This is a genomic window from Roseinatronobacter alkalisoli (assembly GCF_028745735.1).
GTDB lineage: Bacteria > Pseudomonadota > Alphaproteobacteria > Rhodobacterales > Rhodobacteraceae > Roseinatronobacter > Roseinatronobacter alkalisoli.
Genome location: NZ_JAQZSM010000011.1, coordinates 55830 through 79750 on the forward strand (window position 1 = coordinate 55830; position 23921 = coordinate 79750).

Genomic DNA, 23921 nt, shown 5'->3' on the forward strand with positions numbered 1-23921 from the left:
ATGAAACTGCTTGTTACAGGGGGGGCAGGGTTCATCGGTTCTGCCGTGGTGCGTCTGGCAGTGGCGCGCGGGCACGCGGTCGTCAATCTGGATGCGCTGAGCTATGCGGCCTGTCTGCAGAATGTGGCATCAGTGGCGGACAACCCGCTTTATGCGTTTGAACATGCCGATATCCGCGACCGTGCGGCACTGGAGCGCATCTTTGCCACCCACCGCCCCGATGCGGTCATGCATCTGGCCGCTGAAACCCATGTCGACCGGTCTATCGACGGGCCGGGGGATTTCATTTCGACCAATGTGACCGGCACATATGAGATGCTGGACGCTGCGCGCCGCTTCTGGGATGGTGAAGGGCGACCCAAACGCTTCCGCTTTCACCATATCAGCACGGATGAGGTCTTCGGCAGCCTTAGCCCGGCAGGGCTGTTCACTGAAACCACCCCCTATGATCCGCGCAGCCCCTATGCGGCCAGCAAGGCGGCCAGCGACCATCTGGTGCGGGCCTGGCACCATACTTACGGCCTGCCGGTAGTCATGACCAATTGTTCCAATAATTACGGCCCCTTCCATTTCCCTGAAAAGCTGATTCCGGTCATCATCCTGAATGCGCTGGCGGGCAAGCCACTGCCCATCTATGGCGACGGGTCCAACATCCGCGACTGGCTGTATGTGGACGATCATGCCGATGCGCTGCTGCTGGTGCTGGAAAAGGGCCAGACCGGGCGCAACTACAATATCGGCGGCGAGAATGAGCGCTCCAATCTGGAACTGGTGCGCGCGCTATGTGCCCTGCTGGATGAAAAACGCCCCCTGGCGCAGGGCAGCTATGCAGAGCAGATCACATTCGTCACTGACCGCCCCGGCCATGATGTGCGCTATGCGATTGACCCCACCCGCATCCGCACCGAACTGGGCTGGCGCCCGTCGGTAACTGTCGAGGAAGGGCTGGCGCGCACAGTGGACTGGTATCTGGCTAATGAAGGCTGGTGGCGGCCCCTGCAGAACCGCGCCGGTGTCGGCCAACGCCTGGGGGTGAAGGCATGATCCTTGTCTTCGGGAAAACCGGACAGGTGGCGTGCGAGCTGGCGCGGCTGGCCCCTGATGCGGTGTTTCTGGACCGCGGTCAGGCCGATCTCTCGGATCCTGAAGCCTGCGCGGCGATCATCCATGCCCATGCGCCCCGCGCGGTCATCAATGCCGCCGCCTATACGGCCGTGGACCGGGCCGAGGAACAGGAAGCGCTTGCCGCCTATATCAATGGCGCGTCCCCTGCGGCCATGGCGCGCGCCTGCGCGGGCCTGGGGTCGGCGTTCGTGCATATCTCGACGGATTATGTATTCGATGGCGCGGGCAATACTCCTTTCGCGCCTGACCACCCGCCTGCGCCGCTCAATGCCTATGGGCGCACGAAACTGATCGGTGAGACGGGCGTACGCGCAGCAGGCGGGGTCTATGCCATCCTGCGTACATCCTGGGTGTTTTCCGCCCATGGGAGCAATTTCGTGCGGACCATGCGCAGGCTGGGGGCGCAGCACGATGTGCTGCGCGTGGTGGCGGACCAGATTGGCGGACCGACACCGGCGCGCGCGATAGCGTCAGCCTGCCTGCACATCGCGCAAGCATTGCAGGACGCCCCCGGAAAATCAGGCATTTATCATTTCAGCGGCGCCCCGGATACAAGCTGGGCGGAATTTGCCCGTGCGATCATGGCGCAGGCGGAACTCGATTGCCGGATTGAAGATATCGCAAGCAGCGACTATCCCGGCCCCGCCATGCGCCCGCTGAATTCCCAGCTGGATTGCAGCGCCCTGTCCACTTTCGGGCTGGCACGGCCTGACTGGCGGCAAGGGCTAACAGAGGTGCTGCAGGACCTGAAAGGCACATCATGACGAAACAGCGCAAAGGGATCATTCTGGCAGGAGGGTCGGGCACACGGCTATGGCCGATTACCATGGGCGCATCCAAGCAATTGCTGCCTGTCTATGACAAACCGATGATCTATTACCCGCTTTCGGTGCTGATGCTGTCGGGCATCCGCGAGATTGCCATCATCACCACACCCGAAGATCAGGCGCAGTTCCAGCGGCTGATGGGCGATGGCAGCCAATGGGGGCTGGCTTTCACATGGATCATTCAGGCTCGCCCCGAGGGGCTGGCGCAGGCCTATCTGCTGGCCGGGGATTTTCTGGCAGGCGCACCCTCGCTGATGGTGCTGGGCGATAATATCTTCTTTGGCCATGGCCTGCCGGAAATGCTGGCGCGCGCCAGCGCGCAAGAAACCGGTGGCACGGTCTTTGGCTACCGCGTAGCCGATCCCGAACGCTATGGGGTGGTGGATTTCGACGCGGATGGCCGCGTGCGGTCGATCATTGAAAAACCCGAAATCCCGCCATCGAATTACGCCGTGACAGGACTTTATTGTCTGGATGGCACTGCCCCCGCCAAGGCCGCGCAGATCACCCCCTCGGTGCGCGGAGAGCTGGAAATCACCGCGCTGCTGGAAATCTATCTGGCACAAGGGACACTGACTGTCGAAACCATGGGGCGCGGTTATGCATGGCTGGATACCGGCACCCATGACAGCATGCTTGATGCCGGCAACTTCGTGCGCACGCTACAGGAACGCCAGGGCTTGCAGATCGGCAGCCCTGACGAAATTGCCTTTCATCAGGGCTGGATTTCGCCCGATACACTGCGCGCACGCGCACGCCTTTTCGGAAAGAGTACCTATGGCCGCTATCTGCATGCCCTGGTCGGCTGAGATAACCCGAATTAATCGCGCGATCGCGTCGGCCAACCCGCGACCTGATTGCTCAGAAGAGGCGTATCCACTGCAAATCAGATAGACAGCCGTATGGGCAGAACACTATTTCTTTGACATGTCCTCCCCGTGATCAGACCGCGACAGCAAGTGGCGGGCATATAAACCTGCGACAGATCCGCATTGGCAACCGTTTTGCTGCCGGCCACGCTCTGGGCTGCGGCCCTTCTAAGCTGCCAACATACAGTTTCAGTGGCACTGAAACCAGCAGGCACCATTTGTTCATCAAGTAGCATTTGAGGCGAAACGCTCCCACGAACAGATAACCAGGTTGACGGATTACTGAGAAGTTCAGGAATCCATGGGAACGATCGGTGACGACTTTAGGATACAATCAAATCGGCTTTGGCGGCTCTCCCATCCCCTGCGAACGACCCAGTCAGCGACGCTTGGATTGTTGCTGGATGACGCAAAGCAATCGTTGGGTAGTCCTGTAGACAATTCACGCCGAACTGGCCAAAACACAGCATTTGCGTGAAAAATTCTGTGATCTTTCCAACCTACCTGCCTCTTTTGCGGATTGCCGCCGAAATTTTGGGCGATCAATAGCCCACCTTGCCCAGAATACTATATTGCCCTAGGAAAGCGCCTGAATGTGGCTTAGATGGTGTCAGCATTTTGCGACACAGGCTTTGCTGGCACTGAATGTGCTGGAGAGTACGAGTATCTGCTTTTCCGAAAGTTTCAGTATATGTTGGGTGCATCGTATGTGCAGGGCCATTTGAAGAACTGGTTTTTGGAGCCTATCGAAAGATGACATTCATACTTGACCGCCTCATCAGGATAAACCGACCGTTCAAGCGCGCGCTGCAGGTATTTGCTGACAGCGCCCTGATCGGGCTCTGTTTCGCGACCGCGATGATGCTAAGGCTGGAAAGCGTTGTGTTTGTGTCCGATCCGCAGGTCTGGTTGGTGCTTGTGCCGGTGCTACCACTGACGATTTTCGTATTCGCAAGACTCGGGCTATATCGCTCAATCGTTCGCTATATCACAGGGCGAGCGCTGCGTTCGATCGCGATAGGTGTGTTTTTTTCCGCTGTCATATTGTTTCTGGTTGCGCTGATGTCATCGGCGCCCATCCCTCGCTCTGTTCCTGGAATTTACGCGATTTTGTTGTTCCTCGTGGTCGGGGGGGTACGCTTTCTGATGCGTATTGCGTTGCGTCAGTCTTCGGGAAATGCCCGGAAGCCGGTTGCGATCTACGGTGCTGGCGAATCAGGCAGACAGCTTCAGAATGCACTCGATCAAACACGAGAGTATACAGCACTCGCCTTCATCGATGACGATCCGGAATTACAGCGCAGCCTTGTCGCGGGCAGGCGGGTCTTTTCACCCGAACAGGCTGGGCTTCTCGTCGAAAATTTGCAAATCAAGGCGATTTTGCTCGCTATTCCCAGCGCAAGCCGGGCGCGGCGGCGCGAGATTGTAGCTCAGCTTGAGCCCTTGGGTGTCGAGATCAAGACCATCCCGGGGATGACGGACATTGTGTCTGGCGTAGCTAAGTTCAGCGATCTGAAACAGGTTACACCAGAAGACCTGCTTGGGCGCGACCCCGTACCATCACGCCCAGAATTGATGCGTCAAAACATCGCTGGCAAAGTCGTGCTGGTCTCGGGTGCCGGTGGATCGATAGGTAGCGAATTATGTCGCCAGATTCTCAAGCAAAATCCAGCCGCGCTGGTTTTGCTTGAGGTTTCGGAATACGCTCTCTACGCAATTTCAATGGAATTGCGCGAAACGTTGGCCCGCGAGGAACGGTCCATTCCGATTGATGCGGTGTTGGGATCGGTTCAGAATCCCGGACGCGTGCGCGCTATATTGCGCGCGTTCCAAGTACAAACTGTTTACCACGCAGCGGCCTACAAGCATGTCGTTCTGGTCGAAGAGAACGTTGTCGAAGGCATTCGCAACAATGTGTTCGGGACCAAAGTCATCGCCGAAGCAGCCGCAGAGATGGGGGTCGAGAATTTCATCCTGATTTCAACGGACAAGGCGGTACGCCCGACGAATTTCATGGGGGCGTCGAAGCGCATGGCCGAGTTGGTCTGTCAGGGTTTGGCACAAAGCCAGACTCGCACAACCTTTTCGATGGTTCGTTTTGGCAATGTGCTGGGGTCGTCGGGTTCGGTGATCCCGCGTTTCCGGGCGCAGATCGAGGCAGGTGGGCCGGTAACGGTGACCCATCGAGATATCACGCGCTATTTCATGACTATCCCTGAGGCCTCGCAGCTTGTCATTCAGGCGGGGGCCATGGCTAGGGGCGGAGATGTTTTCGTGTTAGACATGGGCGATCCGGTGAAAATCCTTGATCTGGCCCAGAGCATGGTCCGGCTGCATGGTCTGAAACCCTATATCATAGAAGAAACCGACCAGCCTGAAACCGAGCGCGGTGATATCGGAGTCAAGATCGTCGGGTTAAACAAGGGCGAGAAGCTATATGAAGAGCTGCTGATCGGCGACAAGCCCCAGGGAACCGATCATCCGCGCATTATGTCGGCAACAGAGGTATCGTTGCCCCAAGATGAACTGAATGCGTTGTTGGAGCAGTTGCAACGTGCCTGCCATTCCTTCGACATCGCCACAATTCGCAAGATTTTCCTGCAAGCACCCCTCGCGTATCGACCCAATGGCGAAGCAATATACGACCTGATGTGGACTGCGAGCCATCGCAAGCGAGTGGTAACTTTACCCAAGCTTACTGTCATCGAGGGCGCAAAGGACGACCTCCAAGCGAAATACTCTCTATAGCAGCCAACGATTTTGGACTGTTCTTCTATTCGAAGATTGGGCCTTTGCCAGCATGCCGCACGCCTTCATACACGAGCACCTTCAATAGCGAAACGACAGGATAATTATATCATTTTCAACGATCTATTGCTATTTACAAGAAGCTGGCAATCTTTGACACCCGCCGCAATCCGACGCCCTTCAAATTCTCGCATAATTCCGACAATAATCTTGATCGAAGCATCACGACGGGCTGGCTCGACCCGATCGGCGTGTACGCGCCGACCGGACCTGACTATATTGATTGCTGAGTGCGGCTGACTGGAAATCATCCCGACATGGTGATACCCAGCATCTCAGATAGGGTGGACACGGACGATACCCAAGGATGTGAGCTGCGGGGCAGGTTTCGCGGGTTTGGAAAAGAGTTGGAGAGCAGGTCACTTTTTGAGGGACAGGGTTTGATAATTCGATTGGTGTGCTTGACGCTGGTCAGGTTCGAGCGAGAACTAGACTTCAACAATCTCGTGTCCGGCTGATGATTGAGTCTTTCCGCACGAGAACGGCATATTCCACGCGAAGATACTTCAAAGCCTGAACCCAATTGGGCTTCTGCTTGACGGACAGCAAAGGCGTGCACGCATGAATCATCACGATTGTAGGTCCTGCTGGTTTTTGGCGCAGATCAAACCCAACAGCCATCGCATCGCCGAGCGCAATCTTGCGCGGCAAGGGTTTAGGACCTTCCTGCCGCTGCATGAGGAGACCAAACGCGCTCGTGGAAAGTTTCGCACACAACAGAGCCCGCTTTTCCCCGGCTATGTCTTCGTGGAGTTTGATTTGTCACATGGGAGCTGGCGCACTGTTAATTCTACCTACGGCATCACACGGCTTGTGAGCTTTGGCAATGCGCCGACTCCTGTCCCGCTTGATCTGGTCAACCAATTAATGCTTCGCTGCAACCGTGACGGCAGGCTCGTGCCACCCAAGCTGCTCAAACCAGGTGATCAGGTGACGCTGACGAAGGGGCCATTTGCAAATTTCGTGGCAACTATAGAACAAGTTGCCCCAGATCGTCGTATCTGGGTGTTGATGGACATTATGGGCGGGCAGACGCGTGTGGCGGTTGATGCTACCAGTGTCCAGACAATCCGCCAATGAAAGTCACCATTACCCATGCTGCTGAAAGCTCGGCGTCATGAGTAGTATGATTCCGTTGTGACGATTCGTTCAAGCTGTCGTGTTCCATCCGCTTGAACATAGCCTCTGGAATGTCGACTCTAGAAGGCCATTCAGCGCAGGTGTTTGCTGCAGAATAGCAGTCGGACAGGCATTCTCGTGGTAACGGCTTTGTTGTCGCTCCGCGTGGGCGCCTTTGTGTATCAGCGATATTTCGCAGGTGCAGAATTCCGGTGTTGCGGGACCATTCCCAAGCTATTACCTTGCCGGTGATGTCGTTTCCGTCGGCAGCTATGTCGATCCGTGCGTTTTGCTAAATTGTAGCGATTTTGGACAGCCCCGTCTTTTCCTCACAGTCAAACAAGTTTGCTGGTTGCAGGCCAACGCAGATGCAGTATATAGCTCAAAGTTGAGCAATTATGTTAGTAATGCTTCTTTTTGCTAAATCAGACTCCCAAGGCACCCTATGGGCAGTCCTTGTGCGGTAGCCTGCGAGAAAGCCCCAAGTCATGACAACCCAACGCGACAAGTTGCGTGAAGATGTGCAGTTTCGCATTCTGCGCCTTCTTCAGGAAAACCCCGAGTTGACGCAGCGCGACCTAGCTAGGGCCGTTGGCGTAAGTACGGGAGGGATACACTATGTGCTCAACGCTCTGGTAGAAAAAGGCCTTCTAAAGTTAGGCAATTTTACCTCTGCTGCGGACAAGCGCCGGTACGCCTACAAGTTAACCCCGCAAGGGATCGTCGAGAAGGCAACGATGACGCGCAAGTTTCTTGTCCGTAAGATGGCGGAATATGAAGCGCTGAAGGCCGAGATCGAAGACGTGCGCGGTGATCTTTCCGATCAGGAGCTGGCGGCGATCAGGTCCGACGTTAAGAGCCAGTAGATGAGCCCGGTGAATACCAACCCGCCACCCCCGCACTGCAAGGTCGACTTGCCCCTTGTCGGACACGGCATCGTGTTTATGCCCGCAACCGAGGCGAGATCCGACGCACTGCTTCTATTCAATAGTGTGCAGTATATCCTGTCTTCGGGGGAAGTTGCGAGAGCGGATATGGTAATCGAAAGGAAATTTAGACAATGAAGATTGCAATGATCGGCACAGGCTATGTAGGCCTTGTCTCTGGGGTGTGTTTCTCCGATTTCGGCCATGATGTGGTCTGCGTCGACAAGATGCCCGAAAAGATCACCATGCTGGAACGCGGCGAGGTGCCGATCTACGAGCCGGGGCTGGATGCGGTCATGGCGCGCAATGTCGAAGCGGGCCGACTGACATTCACGACTGATCTGGCTACTGCTGTTGATGGTGCCGACGCAGTGTTCATCGCGGTAGGAACCCCGACACGCCGCGGAGACGGTCATGCTGACCTGACCTATGTCATGGCCGCTGCAGCAGATATTGCCCATGCCCTAACCGACTATACGGTAGTGGTGACTAAGTCGACCGTTCCTGTGGGCACCAACCGCAAGGTGGCCAACGTCATTCGAGCCACGCGCGCGGACGCAGAGTTCGATGTGGCATCAAACCCGGAGTTCTTGCGCGAAGGCGCTGCGATTGATGACTTCATGAAACCTGACCGGGTCGTGGTCGGGGTTGAATCCGAGCGCGCAAAGCAAATCATGGGCGAAGTCTATCGCCCTCTCTTCTTGCGTGAATTCCCCATCGTCTATACCGATCTGGAATCGGCCGAGATGATTAAATATGCGGCCAATGCCTTTCTGGCGACCAAGATCAGCTTCATCAATGAAATTGCTGCGCTGTGCGAACGGGTCGGCGCGGACGTGAAATCCGTGGCTAAGGGCATGGGGCTGGATGGGCGCATTGGCAACAAGTTCCTGCATGCAGGCCCCGGCTATGGCGGGTCCTGTTTCCCCAAAGATACCAGCGCACTTGCCCGGATCGGACAGGAGTATGGTGTGCCCCAGCGGATCACGGAGACCGTGATCACAGTCAATGACATGACCAAGCGGCGCATGATCGATAAGGTGATGGACCTGTGCGGCGGATCAGTGAATGGCAAGACGATTGCAGTGCTGGGGGTCACATTCAAACCCGAGACGGATGACATGCGCGACGCCCCTTCGCTGACTGTCGTACCGGCGCTGGTGGGAGGTGGCGCGCACGTGCGCGTGGTTGACCCCCATGGCAGGCGAGAGGGTGAGGTGCTCTTGCCCGGCGTGGACTGGGTTGAAGACCCTTATGCCGCAGCCGAAGGCGCGGAATGCCTGCTGGTTCTGACTGAATGGAACCAGTTCCGCGCATTGGATCTGAGGCGCTTGGCTGGCTCCATGGTGACCGCTCGTATAGCTGATCTGCGCAACATCTATAGCCGCGAAGACGCGTTGGCGGCAGGGTTTGTGGAATATGAAGGCGTTGGCCGCGCCAGCATCTCTGATCTGTCCGCTGCGATGAGAGATGCTGCCGAATGAAACGCGCATTCATTACGGGAACTGCCGGTTTTATCGGCTTCCATCTGGCTGAATTGCTGTTGCAGGAAGGCTGGGAAGTAGCAGGCTATGACGGCATGACCGACTATTACAACGTCACGCTCAAACACCAGCGCCATGACATGCTGCGCCAGCATGCGCGCTTCACGGCGACCGAGGCGATGCTGGAAGATGCCGACACATTGTCCAAGGCCGTCGAGAATGCGCAGCCTGACATCATCGTGCATCTGGCCGCGCAGGCGGGCGTGCGCTATTCGATCGAAAACCCCCGCGCTTATGTTGAGGCCAATATCATCGGCAGCTTCAACCTGATGGAAGCGGCGCTGTCGGCGCGGCCTGCACATTTACTGATGGCCTCGACCAGTTCGGTCTATGGCGCGAACACAGAAATGCCCTATGCCGAGCCCCACAAGGCCGACACCCAGATGTCCTTCTACGCCGCCACCAAGAAAGCCAACGAGGCTATGGCGCATTCCTGGGCGCACATTCACGGCCTGCCCATCACCATGTTCCGGTTTTTTACGGTCTATGGCCCTTGGGGGCGACCGGATATGGCGCTGTTCAAGTTCACGAAAGCGATCCTCTCAGGCCAGCCGATCGACGTTTATAACCACGGCCAGATGTGGCGCGATTTCACCTATGTCGACGATCTGGTGCGCGCCATCCGGCGGCTGATCGACGCAGTACCGGGTCAGGGTACGGAAGTTGAGGGGGACAGCCTGTCCCCCATCGCCCCGTGGCGGGTCGTGAACATCGGCAATTCAACCAAAGTGCGGCTGGAAGATTTCATCGACGCGATCGAGGCCGCAACCGGCAAACCCGCGATCCGCAACTACATGGACATGCAACCCGGTGATGTGCCCGCAACATGGGCCGATGCCAGCCTTTTGCGAGCACTGACCGGCTATGCCCCGCAAACCGAGCTGTCCGACGGGGTTGCGCGCTTCGTTGACTGGTACAAGGGGTATCACTGTGGCTGACATGCCAGATCGCTCCTCGCTGCGCACCCGCATCAGTGCGCGTCTGTTCGGTGGGGCCTCGGGCGGGGTGTTCCGGGGGATGGTGACACTGGCACTGGGCAGTGGCATTGGCCGGATCATCGGCATTGCGTCGATCCCGGTTCTGACACGGCTCTACAGCCCCGAGGACTTTGGCGTGCTGGCGGTTTTTACCGCGCTTGTGGCAATCCTCGCACCGCTGGTCACGCTGCGCTACGCACTTGCGCTGCCCTTGCCGCGCCATGACGGGATCGCGATGAACCTGCTGGTTCTGTCTACAGGGCTGATGCTGGGGCTGACGGGGTTTTTTGCGCTGACACTCTGGCTGTGGGGCGCGCCCCTGTTGGCGCTGGTCTCGATGCAGGTGCTTGCCCCCTGGTGGTGGCTGATTGCGCTGGGGGTATTGGGGACCGCTGCCTATGAACTACTGACCATGTGGGCCACGCGCAGGCGCGCTTACAAGGTGATTGCACAGACCAATGTGACCCAGAGCGCAGCAGGCGCACTGGTGAAGATCGGCCTTGGCCTGGCCGCGCTGCAGCCGCTGGGGCTGTTGGTGGGTCAGGTGATCGCACAGACAGGGGGCGTTGGCCGATTGATAAGCGGCTTTCAGGCCGAGATGCGCGCGAACTGGCGCCATGTCAGCGTGAGACGGATGCGCGCCGCGGCATGGCGACACCGGGGGTTCCCGATCTGGCGCGTGCCGTCGCAGTTCCTGATGGTGTTCTCGATGCAGGCGCCGATGCTCGCGTTCGCGGTGTTGTACGATAAAGGAGTGGTTGGCCAACTTGCGCTTGCGTTCAGTGTCATTGTAGTTCCTGTAAGTCTGCTTGGCCAAACAACTTCGCAAGCTTATTACGCTGAAATATCCAAATTGGGGCCGAGCAGACCAAAAAGTATTCTGCTTACCATGAAAAGCACATTGAGCAACATGTTATGGCTCTCGCTCGTACCAACATTAATAATCTTTTTTGGGGGAGGAGCGCTCTTTGCATTCATTCTCGGTGCAGCATGGCTCCAATCTGGTGAGTTTGCGCAGATTCTCTCGATCTTTATGCTGACACAATTGCTGAACAATCCTATCTCAAGAACATTCTCCGTACTCGGAATGGAGTCAAGATATTTTCTCATGAACGCTCAGCGCGCTGCGTTAACCATCAGTAGTTTCACGATGAGTTACTTTTTTGCTCACGATCCTTTTCAAACACTCATTCTCTATGTTGCCCTTACTTCGGCACATCGTATACTCGTTATCCTCTATATTTTCCTAACCTTAAGAAGTAGGATTCGTCAGAATGCCCATCTATAAGCAGGCTGTAAATCACAACGTCACTTTGGGAAGATGGTTAAAATTCCAGATGCGAGATGCGCTTGTCAAATTACTGACACGAGACAAAGAAATCAAAATAAATCGTGCTCATCCCGTGTTCATTGTCGGCTGCGGCCATAGCGGGACGACACTCCTTGCAGATCGACTAGGTTTGCATCCTCATGTTCACACCATCCGTCAAGAGACAAACATTTTTTTGCCAAGTCGTTTACGGTCGGCAGCATCGGATTGGCTCTCACATTCTCTTGATCTAGTTTCTGATATCGGGAAACATGTACTGATCGAAAAGACTCCTAAGCATGTTCATGCCATTGAGGATATTCTCCGGGTCTGTCCTCAGGCGGTGATCCTAGGTTTGTCAAGAAACCCACTCGACAACATTGGCTCTCTGAAAAGAAGATTTGGCGCTATTGATCTCTGTATCGACCGATGGATGATTGATAATTGTGCGCTTCTGGATGCAACCGAAAAAGGCCAGGTTGAAACGATCAAATATGAGAGCCTAGTGTCAAATTATAATTATGTGATCGCAAGCGTGTTTGACAAGATCGGGGTCGAACCACTGGATGCAGATTGGATTGAAGAACGAGCGAAGAAGAGAGAGCTTGTTCCTAAAAACGAAAATCAAAAAATCAGATATGCCGAGGTATCTCGCCAAATTGAGAACAAGATTGGGTTCTCCGCATCATACCTCACTAACGAAGAAAAAGATGTAATCCTAGAGCGGACACATTCCGTATCTGAAAGACTAGGCTATTCGAAAGACTTCTTAAATGATCTAAAAGGCAAAAACAGATGAAGTTGAAAACAAATGCGGCTTCGATTTTGAACGGTTCCGTATCCGTCAGCGGCGCCAAGAATTCAGCGACACGTGTACTCGCGGCCAGTTTGCTGAGCGACTACCATGTGACTTTGCGGAATTTCCCGCTCGAACTTGAGGACGTAAAGGCAAAGCTTGCGTTCATTCGTTCAATGGGGGCTGAGTTGGTAGCCTCGTCTGACACGGAAGAGCTGTGCGTCCACGGGCGAGATTTGAGTTTCGATCAGATTTCAGATTTCAATCTGCCGATCCGCACAACCTATTTGCTAGCCGGAGGGGCACTGGCGCGGCATGGTCATGCAAAGGTTCCATATCCCGGCGGGTGCAAGATCGGCAGTCGGGGCTATGATCTACACATCATGGTCTGGAAGGCGCTGGGGTGCGAGGTCGAAGAACTGCCGGAGTATATCAGTGTAACCGGGCGGCTAAAGGGTGGTGAGATTGATTTTCCGATTTCCACTGTTGGTGGAACCGAGAACGCACTGATCTGCGCCGCGGTCGCGTCTGGCGACACACGGATCCGCAATGCTTATGTCACTCCCGAGGTGCATGATCTGATCGCGTTTCTACGCGAGATGGGTGCGCAGATTGAGCTGGAAGGAAGCAGTTTGATCAATGTGAGTGGCCGAGGCGGGCTACTGGGTAGCGCAACATTCTCCATCATGCCGGACCGGATCGAGGCGCTGACATGGATCGTGCTGGGTGCGGTCAGTGGCGGGCGGTTGCTGGTCCGGAATGTTCCATTGGACACGATGCAAGTACCGCTGATCCACCTGCGTGATGCAGGGCTGGATTTTTTCACGAATTCCGACTCTGTCCAGATCGGACCTGAGTGTATAGGGCCGCACGGTCTACAGCCTTTTGAGCTCGCAACGGGAACACATCCGGGTGTGATCTCTGACATGCAATCATTTTTCGTGTTTCTGGCGCTGTTCGCAAACGGTCGCTCGATCATCCATGACTACCGATATCCGGAACGGATTGCCTATGTTACAGAACTTGCAAAGTTCGCCCCCAATGCACTGGAAGCTGAACAAGGCAAGATAACCGTTCGCGGGCCTACCAGCCTGATCGGCGCTCATGCGACTTCAACTGATCTGAGGGGCAGTATGGCGCAAATTATGGCGGCTCTGTGCGCCGAAGGTCCAAGCAGGGTTGATGGCGTGGAAATGGCGCTCCGCGGATACAATAGGTTGCCAACCAAGCTTCAGTCCTTGGGAGTGCAGGCAGAATGGACCGACTGAGCGCCACCGATCTGGCCGAACTCTCCGCGCTTTGTCCTGGCGGCGTTGCGCGTGATGTCGACCTGTCGGCCATCAGCCAGTGGCGGATCGGGGGGCGCGCCGATCTGGTTTTGCGACCAGAGGACACAGTGCAGGTCGCGGCACTACTTCGCTGGTTCGCGGACCGGTCCATTCATCCAGTTGTCATCGGACTGACCAGCAACCTGCTCTTCGATGATACCGGCCTGCGCGCGCCCTGCATCCAGATCGGCACGCGCATGGCGCAAACGCGGATCGAGGGTGCCGATGTCCACGCCGCTGCGGGGGTATGGGTGCCGGGCCTTGCGCGTCGGCTCATGCTGGCCGGTCTGGGCGGCGGCGAACATATCTGCGGCATCCCCGGAACACTCGGCGGCCTGATCTGCATGAATGGCGGCAGCCAGCGCAAAGGGATCGGCAGCGCTGTGGTCACCGTGGACAGTGTTGACCTTGATGGCACCATCCACCAGCGCCGGGCCGATGCGTGCGGCTTCGCCTATCGCCGCTCGGTCTTTCAGACAAATGGCGAGATCATCACAGCCTGCCATCTGCGCCTTGCCTCGCGCCCGCGCACTGAGATCCGGGCCGAGATGCGCGCCATCCTGGCCGACCGGCGCCACAAGTTTCCGCGCAAAGAGCCCAATTGCGGCTCGGTTTTCAAATCGAACCCGGCGATGTATGCTGAAATCGGCGCCCCTGGTGCGGCAATAGAAAGCCTGGGCTTCAAGGGACAGCGCATCGGCGGAGCGCTGGTGTCACCGCGCCATGCGAATTTCATTGTCAACACGGGCGGGGCGCGCGCGCAGGACGTGTTGACCCTGATTGCGCGCATTGTGGAAGCGGTTGAGGTCGCCACGGGCTACCGGATGGAGGCCGAGGCGATCTTTGTCCACGCCGATGGCCGGCTCCAACCCGCTGATACAGTTCTGGAAGGATCGTCATGACCGAAACAATGCCCACGGTGTCTGTGGTCTGCGCCTGGTATAATAGGGCCGACTATATCCGTGACACCATCGACAGCCTGCTGGCGCAGGATTACCCGAATTTCGATATCACTGTGGTCAATGATGGCAGCCCCGATCCGCGGGTGCGAGAGATCCTCGACAGCTACACGGACCCCCGGCTGCGGGTGATCCATCAGGACAACACAGGCTTCACCCGCGCCATCCGCCGCGCGATTGTTGAAAGCGACGGGACGTATATCGCCATCCAGGGGGCCGGGGATATTTCGCTGCCGGGGCGGTTGTCGGCGCAGGTGAGATATCTGGAGGACCGGCCGGATTTTGCTGTCGTGGGATGCCGTTATGTGAATCAGGTCAAGGGACCGGACGGAGATGGCGAGCGCAAGCTAGCTCGCGTTCGGACATTGGAACCGACGGCGCGCGACATCATGCGGGGAAATCCATTCGGACATGGTGAGGTGACTATGCGGCGGGCCGCCTATGATGCAGTTGGCGGATACCGTGTGTTCTTCGAGAATTCGCAGGACAAAGACCTCTGGATGCGAATGAGCGTAAACTATCGATTGGGGATCATTGACGAAACCCACTATCAGCGCGTTATCTTTCTGGCTGACGGAATCGCGTCTAGTTTCGAGAAAACTCTGAAACAAATTGCTTATTCACGCGTGGCAGATGTGTGCCATCAGGAGCGCCTCAAGGGGGAGCGGGACTCAGTGGATCGTTTCGGCCAACTTGCTTTGATGAGGGTGCCAAAAGGATGGCGCACGACTTGGCGAATTGTGAGGGCAGTGAAGCAAGTGGCTTCTCAAAGGCTCTTAGCGTTTGAAGACTTCAAGATCACTCAAGAACTTTTTGGTACGTTTGCAGTGATTCCGAACCTGTTGTTCTATGTTGTATATCGAAAAGTATATGGTGTTCGATAGATGTTCATCTACGTAGGCGCTTTACTCGTTGCATTTTGCGTTTCTATATTCGCTTTAAGGCGTCAGCTTGCTTTGGAAATAGCTGTGTTTCCAATAATTATGATTCTGTACTTTTTAACTACCTTCTACATATTCGAGGTCGCTCACGAGATTCCAATTTTTATTCTTCACTATGAGAGAGGGGAGGAATATTTGTATGCTCTTATTGTCATTACGCTTTACCCGGCCGGAATTTTGCTGGGGTTTTCAATTCCAGCAAGATTGTCGGGAATGCGTTTTAATACTCGCCATGTAATTAACTCAGCGATTTCCAATTTAAGGATGAGGAATGTAGCGAGGCGCAGCGTCTTTGTCGAACTATCTCTTTTCTTTGTGGGTATCGTGCCCGTGCTTATTATACTAATTTTTGCAGACACCTCAGATCTCTACATTAGAGATACCTTCCCGCTTCGATCAATCGACGGGTTCGCGATGGGTTTGGCTGATACATTATTTTGGGTTTCTCTTATTGCGATACCCATTATTAAAAACCGTGCTCTCAAATATTTTTCACTGCTTGCATTGATAATAGTGTTTGCGGCCGCAGGCGAAAGGCAAGCGTTTGTTGCGCCTGTCGTATTCGTATTTTTCGAGCGGGCTGTATTTGGGAGAAAGAGTTTTGGGCATATTTTTTTAATTGCTTGCTCTTTCTGGTTGCTTGCTGTTCTGATATATTTAAGATATCAGTGGTTGGGTGGTTTGAAATATGTATCTCTGCTGTTTTTTTCGTTTGATGGTGATGTTATTGGATTTTTGGTGTTCTCTGTTAACTATATGTCGGTTTTTTCGGTTGTTACAGTGAGTGAGGCTATGATTGTGTTTGGGGAAGATTGGAGGGCATTTTGGTATGCAATCAACCCTCTTCCATCCAGCTTTGCTGACGGGCAACGTGAATTTTTGAATACAGCATCTCTACGACCTAATGTGCCATATTCGGGCTTGGCGATGATGCATAATCATTTAAATGTTGTTGGGGTTGTTGGGGTTGGGTTTGTTGTTGGATTGGTGGGATTTATCTCTGTTCTGCTTTCCCCCCGTGTCAATGCTTTGTCCGTGTTGCTTCTTTTGACTTTCTTGATGGTTCCATACATTTTCTCTTTGCAGTACAATCTTCGCGCATTTAGTAGGCTTATTTACTTTTCAGGTTTTATTTTTGTTTCTTATCAATTATTATTTCGAAGGCTGCGCTTTAATTTTTTAGGTATGCATGGGTTAAAAAATGTTTAACGAAGCGGTACTGATGCCCGCTTCGTTGCAAGAATCCAACAAGAGATTTAGATGAACGTGAATACTTTTGTTCTTATCACTAAGACCCTCACGAAGGGCGGAGCCGCCTCCGGAGCACGCAACCTACTTGGGGCACTCCGGGCTGCCGGGGCAGAGGTGACAGTTCTGGATGCCTATGCTCAGATGCAGCTACACCCGATCCGCGCTGTGCGTGTCGCGGAACGGGTTGTCGAGCGGCTGGCACAGGATGCTGAGACGCATTTCCTGCGCCTTGGCCCGCCAACCTTCGATCTGAGGGCGGTCTACCGTCAATACAAGCCAGACGTTATCCAGCTATGCGACATTTCTGCCAATACGATCCGGTTCAGCGACATTGCGCATCTGCCGTGTCCGGTCGTGCATCGTATGAGTGATTTCTGGCCCTATAACGGTGCGCATCATTACGCCGAGACTCCGCCTCGACAGCCTGACCTTGCGGATCGGATGTTGCGGCGTCTGGTGTTTGACGGGCGCTCGATGCCCCATCGCCGCGTCGCGCCCTCTGATTGGCTGGCCTCACGTCTGGGCGGTCCAGACATCAGCGTGATCCGTAACGCGGTTGCTGTTCCGACGCACGTGGACCCAAGATCGTCGGTCGAGGGGGTAGTGCGGTTTGGTTTCATCTCAGGTCAGATCATGGACCCACGCAAGGGCTATGCTGCCTTGCCCTCGCTTCTGAATGCGCTTGCCGGTCGCGTAGACAAAAGGGTGCAGCTTCATGTTTTCGGGCGCAATGCGAATGGTAATCTTGCGCAGATTCCGGGCGTCGAGACCATTCATCATCCAGCTTTTTCCAGTTCCGATCTGGCGCGAGTCTATACGTCTTTCGATATCTTGCTCTGTCCGTCCCGTTTGGATAACTCCCCCAATGTTGTGACTGAGGCGCTGGCCCACGGCACCCCGGTCATCGGGCAAAAGGGCACCGGGATGGAAAGCTATATCCGGCAAGATATCGGGGGGCTGATCGACTTTCACCGGCTTAACGGTCCTGCTGTGGAGGAATTCTCTGGCGTCGTGCAGGCGATCAGCCGCAATTACGAACAGATATCTATGCAAGCGATGCGATACACGCGGGACGAGCTGTCCCCACCGGTGATCGGAAAGCTATATCTCGATCTCTATGAGGAACTTCTGATGAAGGGCGTCAAATGAAAATCTCTGTCATCATGGCAGCCTATAATTCTCAGGCCACTATTGGCCGGGCCATCGAGTCCTTTCTGGCCCAGGCCCATCCAGACAAGGAGTTGATCGTCATCGACGGTGCTTCGAAAGACAACACCTGCGCTATTGTCGAAAACTTCAACAGCCCGCTCATCCGCCTTCACAGCGAGCACGACAACGGCATTTATGATGCCATGAACAAGGGATTGCGGCGGATCTCGGGCGATGCTTTCGGCTGCCTCAATTCCGATGATTGCTACGCCCGTCCCGACGCTCTGGCCCTGATTGCCGATGCGTTGAAAGACGCAGATATCGTTTCGGGCCGCCTACATTTCGTGCGCGAACATGACGGCAGCGCACCGGTGCGCAGGTGGCATCCGGAATTGCATCGGCCCGGTGCTTATGCGCGGGGCTTCAGCCTGCCACATCCTACAAGCTATGCGCGCCGCACGGTGTTGGAGCGAGTGGGAGAGTTCAGCACGCAGTATCGTAGCGCCAGTGATTATGACTGGCTAATGCGCGCGCTCGAGATCGAAGGATTCTCACATGCGATCATCGATGAAGTGCTGGTGAATATGCGAATAGGCGGTGAGAGTACGGCAGGTCTCCGCGCTATCTGGAAGAACTCGCGCGAGCTTCTTGAGGTCCGGCAGAAACGATTGGGCAGCGGTGTGTTAGATATAGCAATGGTTCTGAATCTTTACAGAAAATTCATGCAGCGCGCTGGTCACTGAACAGCGTGGGAAGACAATAAGGACTCGATAATGAAAAAAGCACTCATCACAGGCATCACTGGCCAGGACGGCAGCTATCTGGCGGAATTTCTGCTGGATAAAGGCTACGAGGTGCATGGGATCAAGCGGCGCGCATCGCTGTTCAACACACAGCGAATTGACCATATCTATCAGGATCCGCATAGCAATCACCAGCGGCTCAAGCTGCATTATGGGGATCTGACCGACAGCTCGAACCTGACGCGGATTCTGTCTGAGGTGCAGCCAGATGAGGTGTACAACCTTGGCGCGCAGAGCCATGTCGCCGTGAGTTTTGAGGCGCCCGAATACACAGCCGATGTTGATGGAATGGGCACGCTGCGTCTGCTTGAGGCGATCCGGTTTTTGGGCCTGGAGCAGAAGACGCGGTTTTATCAGGCGTCCACATCCGAGTTATATGGGCTAGTGCAGGAAATCCCACAGCGCGAGACCACGCCATTTCATCCTCGTAGCCCTTATGCCGTTGCGAAGCTCTATGCCTATTGGATTTGTGTGAACTATCGCGAAGCGTACGGGATGTATGCCTGTAACGGCATTCTTTTCAATCATGAAAGCCCGCGCCGCGGTGAGACATTCGTGACCCGCAAGATCACCCGCGGGCTTGCCAATATTGCGCAGGGACTGGAGCCTTGCCTGTTCATGGGCAATATCGACGCGCTCCGCGACTGGGGGCATGCCAAGGATTATGTGCGCATGCAGTGGATGATGTTGCAGCAAGAGCAGGCGGAGGATTTCGTGATCGCAACCGGCGTTCAGTATTCAGTCCGCGAGTTCATCACATGGACCGCAGCCGAGTTGGGCATGATACTTGAATTCAGGGGCGAAGGCGTTGAAGAGGTCGCTGTCGTGGCCGATGTGCAGGGCGATAGCGCTCCAGCAGTCAAACGCGGAGATGTGATCATGCGCATTGACCCACGTTATTTCCGGCCCGCCGAGGTCGAAACCCTGTTGGGTGACCCGACAAAAGCCAAAGAAAAGCTGGGCTGGGTGCCGGAAATCACCGCGCAGAAGATGTGTGCCGAGATGGTGGCCAACGACCTCAAGACCGCGCGTCGCCATGCCTTGTTGCGCCAGCACGGCATGGATCTTCCTGTTTCGCTGGAAGGGTAGGGCATGAAACGGATATTCATAGCAGGCCATCGGGGCATGGTGGGAGGGGCGATCCTTCGAAAGCTTGAGGCACGCGCAGCGGCCGGGCACGCTATTACGATGATCACGCGGTCGCGCTCTGAGCTCAATTTGACTGACCAGCACGCTGTGCGCGACTTCATGCAGACGGAGCGGCCGGATGTTGTGATTCTGGCGGCGGCCAAGGTTGGCGGCATTCATGCCAACAACACCTATCCCGCAGACTTCATCTACGAAAACCTGATGATTGAATGCAATGTAATTCATCAGGCTTTCCAGGCTGGGGTTCAGCGCTTGCTGCAACTGGGATCGTCTTGCATCTATCCACGCATAGTTGCCCAACCGATGCGTGAAGATGCCCTGTTGACAGGTGTCTTGGAACCCACCAACGAGCCCTACGCCATCGCCAAGATTGCAGGGATCAAGCTTTGCGAAAGCTACAATCGTCAGCATGGGACGGATTACCGCAGTGTCATGCCGACCAACCTTTATGGCCCTGGTGACAATTTTCATCCTGAGAACAGTCATGTCCTGCCCGCGCTGATCCGCCGTTTTCACGAAGCCGCGCAGTCAGGTGTCGATAGCGTGACGATCTGGGGTTCAGGGTTGCCGCGCCGGGAATTTCTGCATGTCGATGATATGGCCGATGCCAGCCTTTTCGTGCTCGACCTGCCAAAGGGCGACTATGACACCAACACCCAGCCGATGCTGAGCCATATCAACGTGGGCAGCGGCGTGGATATCTCGATCCTTGAGCTGGCGCAGATGATCGCGGACATCACCGGTTTCGAGGGCCAGATCAACACTGATCCCACAAAGCCGGATGGTACAATGCGCAAACTGATGGATGTCGGGCGCCTCAAGGCTTTGGGATGGTCCGCAGGTATCGGTCTGCGAGCAGGAATAGAGGACACATATCAATGGTATCTGTCCCATCACGCCAAAGCACGTCACTGAAAGCGAGAATATAGCCAATATGTCAACGCTCATTCATCCAGTTATTCTATGTGGTGGCGCAGGGACGCGATTGTGGCCGCTGTCGCGAAAAAGCTACCCCAAGCAGTTCACGCAAATTTTGGGTGATGAGAGCCTGTTTCAGGCTTCGGCGCGGCGGCTGTCGGCACCAATGTTTGCACCGCCCACAGTCATAACCGGGGCGGATTTCAGGTTTATCGTCATCGAGCAGCTTGCAAGCATCGAAATTGCGCCTGGCGCAGTGCTGATTGAACCGACAGGCCGCAATACCGCGCCTGCCATTTGCGCCGCCGCACTGAAGTTGCAGCAGAACATGGACGATGCCGTCATGCTGGTTGCGCCGTCTGATCATGTCATTCCGGAAGACTCAGAGTTTCGCGATGCGGTCGCAGCTGCACTCCCCGCCGCGGCAGAGGGGAGGTTGATTACATTTGGCATTCGCCCGGACCGCGCCGAAACCGGCTATGGTTGGCTGGAGCTTGGGCAGAGTATTGAGGGCATTGATGTCCCGATGGCCCTTAAGCGCTTTATCGAAAAACCCGAAGCCGATCTGGCGCAATCGATGCTTGATGGTGGACAGCATCTGTGGAATGCGGGGATTTTCCTGTTCTCAGCAAATGCAATCCTCAAGGCGTTTGAGCGATTTGCGCCCGATATTCTAGAGGGCGCGCGCGCCGCGGTCGCGGGTGCGCAGAGTGATCTTGGCTTTACAAGGTTTGACCCGAAGCCATGGAACGACTTGCCTGACATCTCGATCGACTATGCCGTGATGGAAAAGGCTGACAACCTTTCGGTTATGCCATATCGCGGGGCTTGGTCAGATCTCGGTGGATGGGAGGCCGTCTGGCGCGAGGCGGGACCTGATGCGCAAGGCGTAGTCACCCATGGCCCTGCGCATGCTTTGGATTGTGAAAATTCACTGCTGCGCGCAGAATCCGAAAAACAGCAACTTGTCGGCATTGGCTTGAAAGACATTGTCGCCGTGGCAATGCCGGATGCTGTGCTTATCGCACACAAGAGCTGTGCGCAGGATGTGAAACTTGCGGTAACGACACTCAAAGCGCAGGGAGTATCCCAAGCCGAAACACTGCCGCGCGATTACCGGCCATGGGGCTGGTATGAAAGCCTCGTCATGGGCGCGCGCTTTCAGGTCAAGCGCATTGTTGTGCACCCCGGCGCGGCACTTTCCCTGCAAAGCCACAATCACCGCTCTGAGCATTGGATTGTTGTGGAGGGCACTGCAAAGGTTACGATTGATGACAGCGTGAAACTGGTGACCGAGAACCAGTCAGTCTATGTCCCGCTTGGGGCTGTGCACCGCATGGAAAACCCCGGCAAGGTACCGCTGACACTGATCGAGGTGCAGACCGGCAGTTATCTTGGCGAAGATGACATCATTCGCTACGAGGATGTTTATGCGCGCAGCTGACAAATTGCCCGTGTTGCTGGTTGGCGCCTCTGGGCGGGTCGGTCGCATGGTCACGCATCATTGGCCGCAAATGTCAGGCAGCTTGCCTATGGTGGCACAGTTTCGCCGCAGCACCACTCTGCCCGATTGCTTGATTTGGGATCCCTTGACTGGGCCAGAACCATTGCTGGATGCGGTGTCTATGACGGGTGGTTTCTCAGCCATGATCATGCTGGCTGGCGTGACGCCGGGGCCAGGTAAAGATCTTGCATTGAACCGGACATTGGCGGAGGCCTGCCTTGATGCGGCATCGCGCGCTGGGATCGGGCGGGTTCTGCTTGCGTCGTCCTCGGCGGTTTATGGTGCGGGAGCAGGCACGCCGTTGGCAGAAACTGCATCCTGCGATCCTGCCAATGCTTATGGGGCCGCTAAACTTGCGATGGAAAAGGGCTGTGCGTCTTGGCGTGCGCGCGGCATGGACCTTTGCATGCTGCGGATTGGGAATGTGGCCGGGGCCGATGCCTTGCTTCTAAACGTGGCAAAATCTGCGCCGGATCAAGCCATTGAGATCGATATTTTTGATGATGGCCGTGGGCCGGTCCGCTCCTATATCGGGGTGCAGACCTTGGCATCGGTCCTTCAGTCGCTTTGCCTGCACCCTGACCAATTGCCGGAAATTGTCAACATTGGTACGCGCGAGCCGATTTCGATGGACGCCTTGGGTGATGCTGCGCGCCACCCCTGGCTTAAGCGAAGCCCTTCTGGGTCTACCCCTCAGAGCATCACGCTCGATTGCAGTTTGCTTTCGACATTGCATGAATTCAACACGCTGGACTCTCGACCCGAAGAAATGGTCCGGCAATGGAAAGAAACCCTTCAGCCATGACTTTTTCCAAGCGTGCCCTTGATCTTGTCGTCGCGATTATCCTGCTGGTCATTCTTGGCCCAATCATCTTGATCACCGCTCTGATCATTCTGGTTCTGGATGGGCGACCGGTTCTCTATATTTCGGAACGCATGAAATCCCCCACAGAGGGTTTCAATCTGATTAAGTTCCGTACCATGAAACCTGTTGCCGAGGACAGTGGTGTCTCTGGCGGGGATAAATCAGACCGCATCACACGCACCGGCCCATTTCTGCGGCGTTCGCGGTTGGATGAGTTGCCACAGCTTTGGAATGTGATCCGCAGCGATATTAGTTTCATCGGACCTCGCCCGCCTTTGCGTCAATATGTAGAGCGCTTCCCAGATCTTTATGCGCGGGTTCTGAAATCGCGGCCAGGCGTGTCGGGACTTGCCTCGATCTATTTTCATGCACATGAAGAACACCTTCTGGCGCGCAGCCGTAGCCGAGAGGAAACCGACACGATCTATTGCCGCGCCTGTATCCCGCGCAAGGCGCGGCTGGATCTGATCTATCAGGCCAGGCGCAACCTTTGTGTAGACATCATGCTCATGCTCAAGACCGTGTTCAAGCGGCTAAGGTAATCCACAGCTGTTCTGCCTTCTTTGTCCGGAGACGGCAATCCACTGGGCTTCGAAGACATCTACATTCCTTTCTCCATTCTTCGGAAAAGTTGCGCCGACTCGAACTGCCGATCTACACGCAGGGGGCGCTGAATACGGAAGTATTCGCAATGACTTCCATGCTAGCACCGAGGCATGAATGCAATGGGCGGATGCCCCTGTTCCGCTCACGC

The 23921-nt window shown here is 55.5% G+C and carries 21 protein-coding genes; all 21 read left to right on the top strand.

From position 1 onward, the window contains the following. The 21 genes from rfbB to PUT78_RS12835 all read left to right on the top strand — a co-directional run bounded on the left by rfbB (nucleotide 1) and on the right by PUT78_RS12835 (nucleotide 23709). On the top strand, nucleotides 1-1044 hold the full coding sequence (rfbB, locus tag PUT78_RS12735; protein WP_274352649.1) for a dTDP-glucose 4,6-dehydratase: 1044 nt from the start codon (nucleotides 1-3) through the stop codon (nucleotides 1042-1044). Next, a complete protein-coding gene (rfbD, locus tag PUT78_RS12740; RefSeq protein ID WP_274352650.1) occupies nucleotides 1041-1889 on the top strand; it encodes a dTDP-4-dehydrorhamnose reductase in 849 nt (282 codons plus the stop codon). The genes rfbB and rfbD overlap by 4 nt, the downstream gene beginning before the upstream one ends. Continuing rightward, entirely contained in the window at nucleotides 1886-2761 is an 876-nt protein-coding gene (rfbA, locus tag PUT78_RS12745) for a glucose-1-phosphate thymidylyltransferase RfbA (protein ID WP_274352651.1), read from the top strand. The genes rfbD and rfbA overlap by 4 nt, the downstream gene beginning before the upstream one ends. 813 nt (nucleotides 2762-3574) lie before the next feature. After that, nucleotides 3575-5569 carry a polysaccharide biosynthesis protein gene (locus tag PUT78_RS12750; protein ID WP_274352652.1) on the top strand — a complete coding sequence of 665 codons (1995 nt, stop codon included), beginning with the start codon at nucleotides 3575-3577 and terminating at the stop codon, nucleotides 5567-5569. Between the two features lie 621 nt (nucleotides 5570-6190). Further along, nucleotides 6191-6709 (top strand): transcription termination/antitermination protein NusG, encoded by a 519-nt coding sequence (gene nusG / locus PUT78_RS12755; protein ID WP_274352653.1) that lies wholly within the window; start codon nucleotides 6191-6193, stop codon nucleotides 6707-6709. Between the two features lie 527 nt (nucleotides 6710-7236). Continuing rightward, the gene (locus PUT78_RS12760; protein WP_274352654.1) at nucleotides 7237-7614 is read left to right on the top strand and encodes a MarR family EPS-associated transcriptional regulator; all 378 of its coding nucleotides are present in this window, start codon (nucleotides 7237-7239) and stop codon (nucleotides 7612-7614) included. 194 nt (nucleotides 7615-7808) lie between these two features. Further along, nucleotides 7809-9158 (top strand): UDP-glucose dehydrogenase family protein, encoded by a 1350-nt coding sequence (locus PUT78_RS12765; RefSeq protein WP_274352655.1) that lies wholly within the window; start codon nucleotides 7809-7811, stop codon nucleotides 9156-9158. Next, nucleotides 9155-10156: an SDR family NAD(P)-dependent oxidoreductase gene (locus PUT78_RS12770; RefSeq protein ID WP_274352656.1), complete on the top strand. Its 1002-nt coding sequence runs from the start codon at nucleotides 9155-9157 to the stop codon at nucleotides 10154-10156. The genes PUT78_RS12765 and PUT78_RS12770 overlap by 4 nt, the downstream gene beginning before the upstream one ends. A gap of 1 nt (nucleotide 10157) precedes the next feature. Beyond that, the gene (locus tag PUT78_RS12775) at nucleotides 10158-11483 is read left to right on the top strand and encodes a lipopolysaccharide biosynthesis protein (protein ID WP_274352711.1); all 1326 of its coding nucleotides are present in this window, start codon (nucleotides 10158-10160) and stop codon (nucleotides 11481-11483) included. After that, nucleotides 11470-12303 carry a sulfotransferase family protein gene (locus PUT78_RS12780; protein ID WP_274352657.1) on the top strand — a complete coding sequence of 278 codons (834 nt, stop codon included), beginning with the start codon at nucleotides 11470-11472 and terminating at the stop codon, nucleotides 12301-12303. The genes PUT78_RS12775 and PUT78_RS12780 overlap by 14 nt, the downstream gene beginning before the upstream one ends. Then, the gene (locus PUT78_RS12785; RefSeq protein WP_274352658.1) at nucleotides 12300-13568 is read left to right on the top strand and encodes a UDP-N-acetylglucosamine 1-carboxyvinyltransferase; all 1269 of its coding nucleotides are present in this window, start codon (nucleotides 12300-12302) and stop codon (nucleotides 13566-13568) included. The genes PUT78_RS12780 and PUT78_RS12785 overlap by 4 nt, the downstream gene beginning before the upstream one ends. Beyond that, on the top strand, nucleotides 13556-14530 hold the full coding sequence (gene murB, locus PUT78_RS12790; RefSeq protein ID WP_274352659.1) for a UDP-N-acetylmuramate dehydrogenase: 975 nt from the start codon (nucleotides 13556-13558) through the stop codon (nucleotides 14528-14530). The genes PUT78_RS12785 and murB overlap by 13 nt, the downstream gene beginning before the upstream one ends. Beyond that, nucleotides 14527-15471, top strand: a complete 945-nt coding sequence (locus PUT78_RS12795) for a glycosyltransferase family 2 protein (RefSeq protein WP_274352660.1) — start codon at nucleotides 14527-14529, stop codon at nucleotides 15469-15471. Before murB ends, PUT78_RS12795 begins: the two co-directional genes overlap by 4 nt. Continuing rightward, nucleotides 15472-16737 carry a hypothetical protein gene (locus tag PUT78_RS12800; protein WP_274352661.1) on the top strand — a complete coding sequence of 422 codons (1266 nt, stop codon included), beginning with the start codon at nucleotides 15472-15474 and terminating at the stop codon, nucleotides 16735-16737. A 51-nt stretch (nucleotides 16738-16788) separates the two neighbouring features. Then, nucleotides 16789-17928, top strand: coding sequence for a glycosyltransferase (locus PUT78_RS12805; protein WP_274352662.1), 1140 nt, complete (start codon nucleotides 16789-16791; stop codon nucleotides 17926-17928). Then, the gene (locus PUT78_RS12810; RefSeq protein WP_274352663.1) at nucleotides 17925-18671 is read left to right on the top strand and encodes a glycosyltransferase family 2 protein; all 747 of its coding nucleotides are present in this window, start codon (nucleotides 17925-17927) and stop codon (nucleotides 18669-18671) included. The genes PUT78_RS12805 and PUT78_RS12810 overlap by 4 nt, the downstream gene beginning before the upstream one ends. Before the next feature lie 30 nt (nucleotides 18672-18701). Continuing rightward, a complete protein-coding gene (gene gmd / locus PUT78_RS12815; RefSeq protein ID WP_274352664.1) occupies nucleotides 18702-19820 on the top strand; it encodes a GDP-mannose 4,6-dehydratase in 1119 nt (372 codons plus the stop codon). Between the two features lie 3 nt (nucleotides 19821-19823). Next, a complete protein-coding gene (fcl, locus tag PUT78_RS12820; protein WP_274352665.1) occupies nucleotides 19824-20795 on the top strand; it encodes a GDP-L-fucose synthase in 972 nt (323 codons plus the stop codon). Between the two features lie 19 nt (nucleotides 20796-20814). Then, nucleotides 20815-22242 carry a mannose-1-phosphate guanylyltransferase/mannose-6-phosphate isomerase gene (locus PUT78_RS12825; protein WP_274352666.1) on the top strand — a complete coding sequence of 476 codons (1428 nt, stop codon included), beginning with the start codon at nucleotides 20815-20817 and terminating at the stop codon, nucleotides 22240-22242. Then, on the top strand, nucleotides 22229-23107 hold the full coding sequence (locus PUT78_RS12830; protein ID WP_274352667.1) for an NAD-dependent epimerase/dehydratase family protein: 879 nt from the start codon (nucleotides 22229-22231) through the stop codon (nucleotides 23105-23107). Before PUT78_RS12825 ends, PUT78_RS12830 begins: the two co-directional genes overlap by 14 nt. Then, complete coding sequence (locus tag PUT78_RS12835) at nucleotides 23104-23709, top strand: sugar transferase (protein ID WP_274352668.1); 606 nt, start codon at nucleotides 23104-23106, stop codon at nucleotides 23707-23709. The genes PUT78_RS12830 and PUT78_RS12835 overlap by 4 nt, the downstream gene beginning before the upstream one ends. Nucleotides 23710-23921 lie beyond the last annotated feature (212 nt).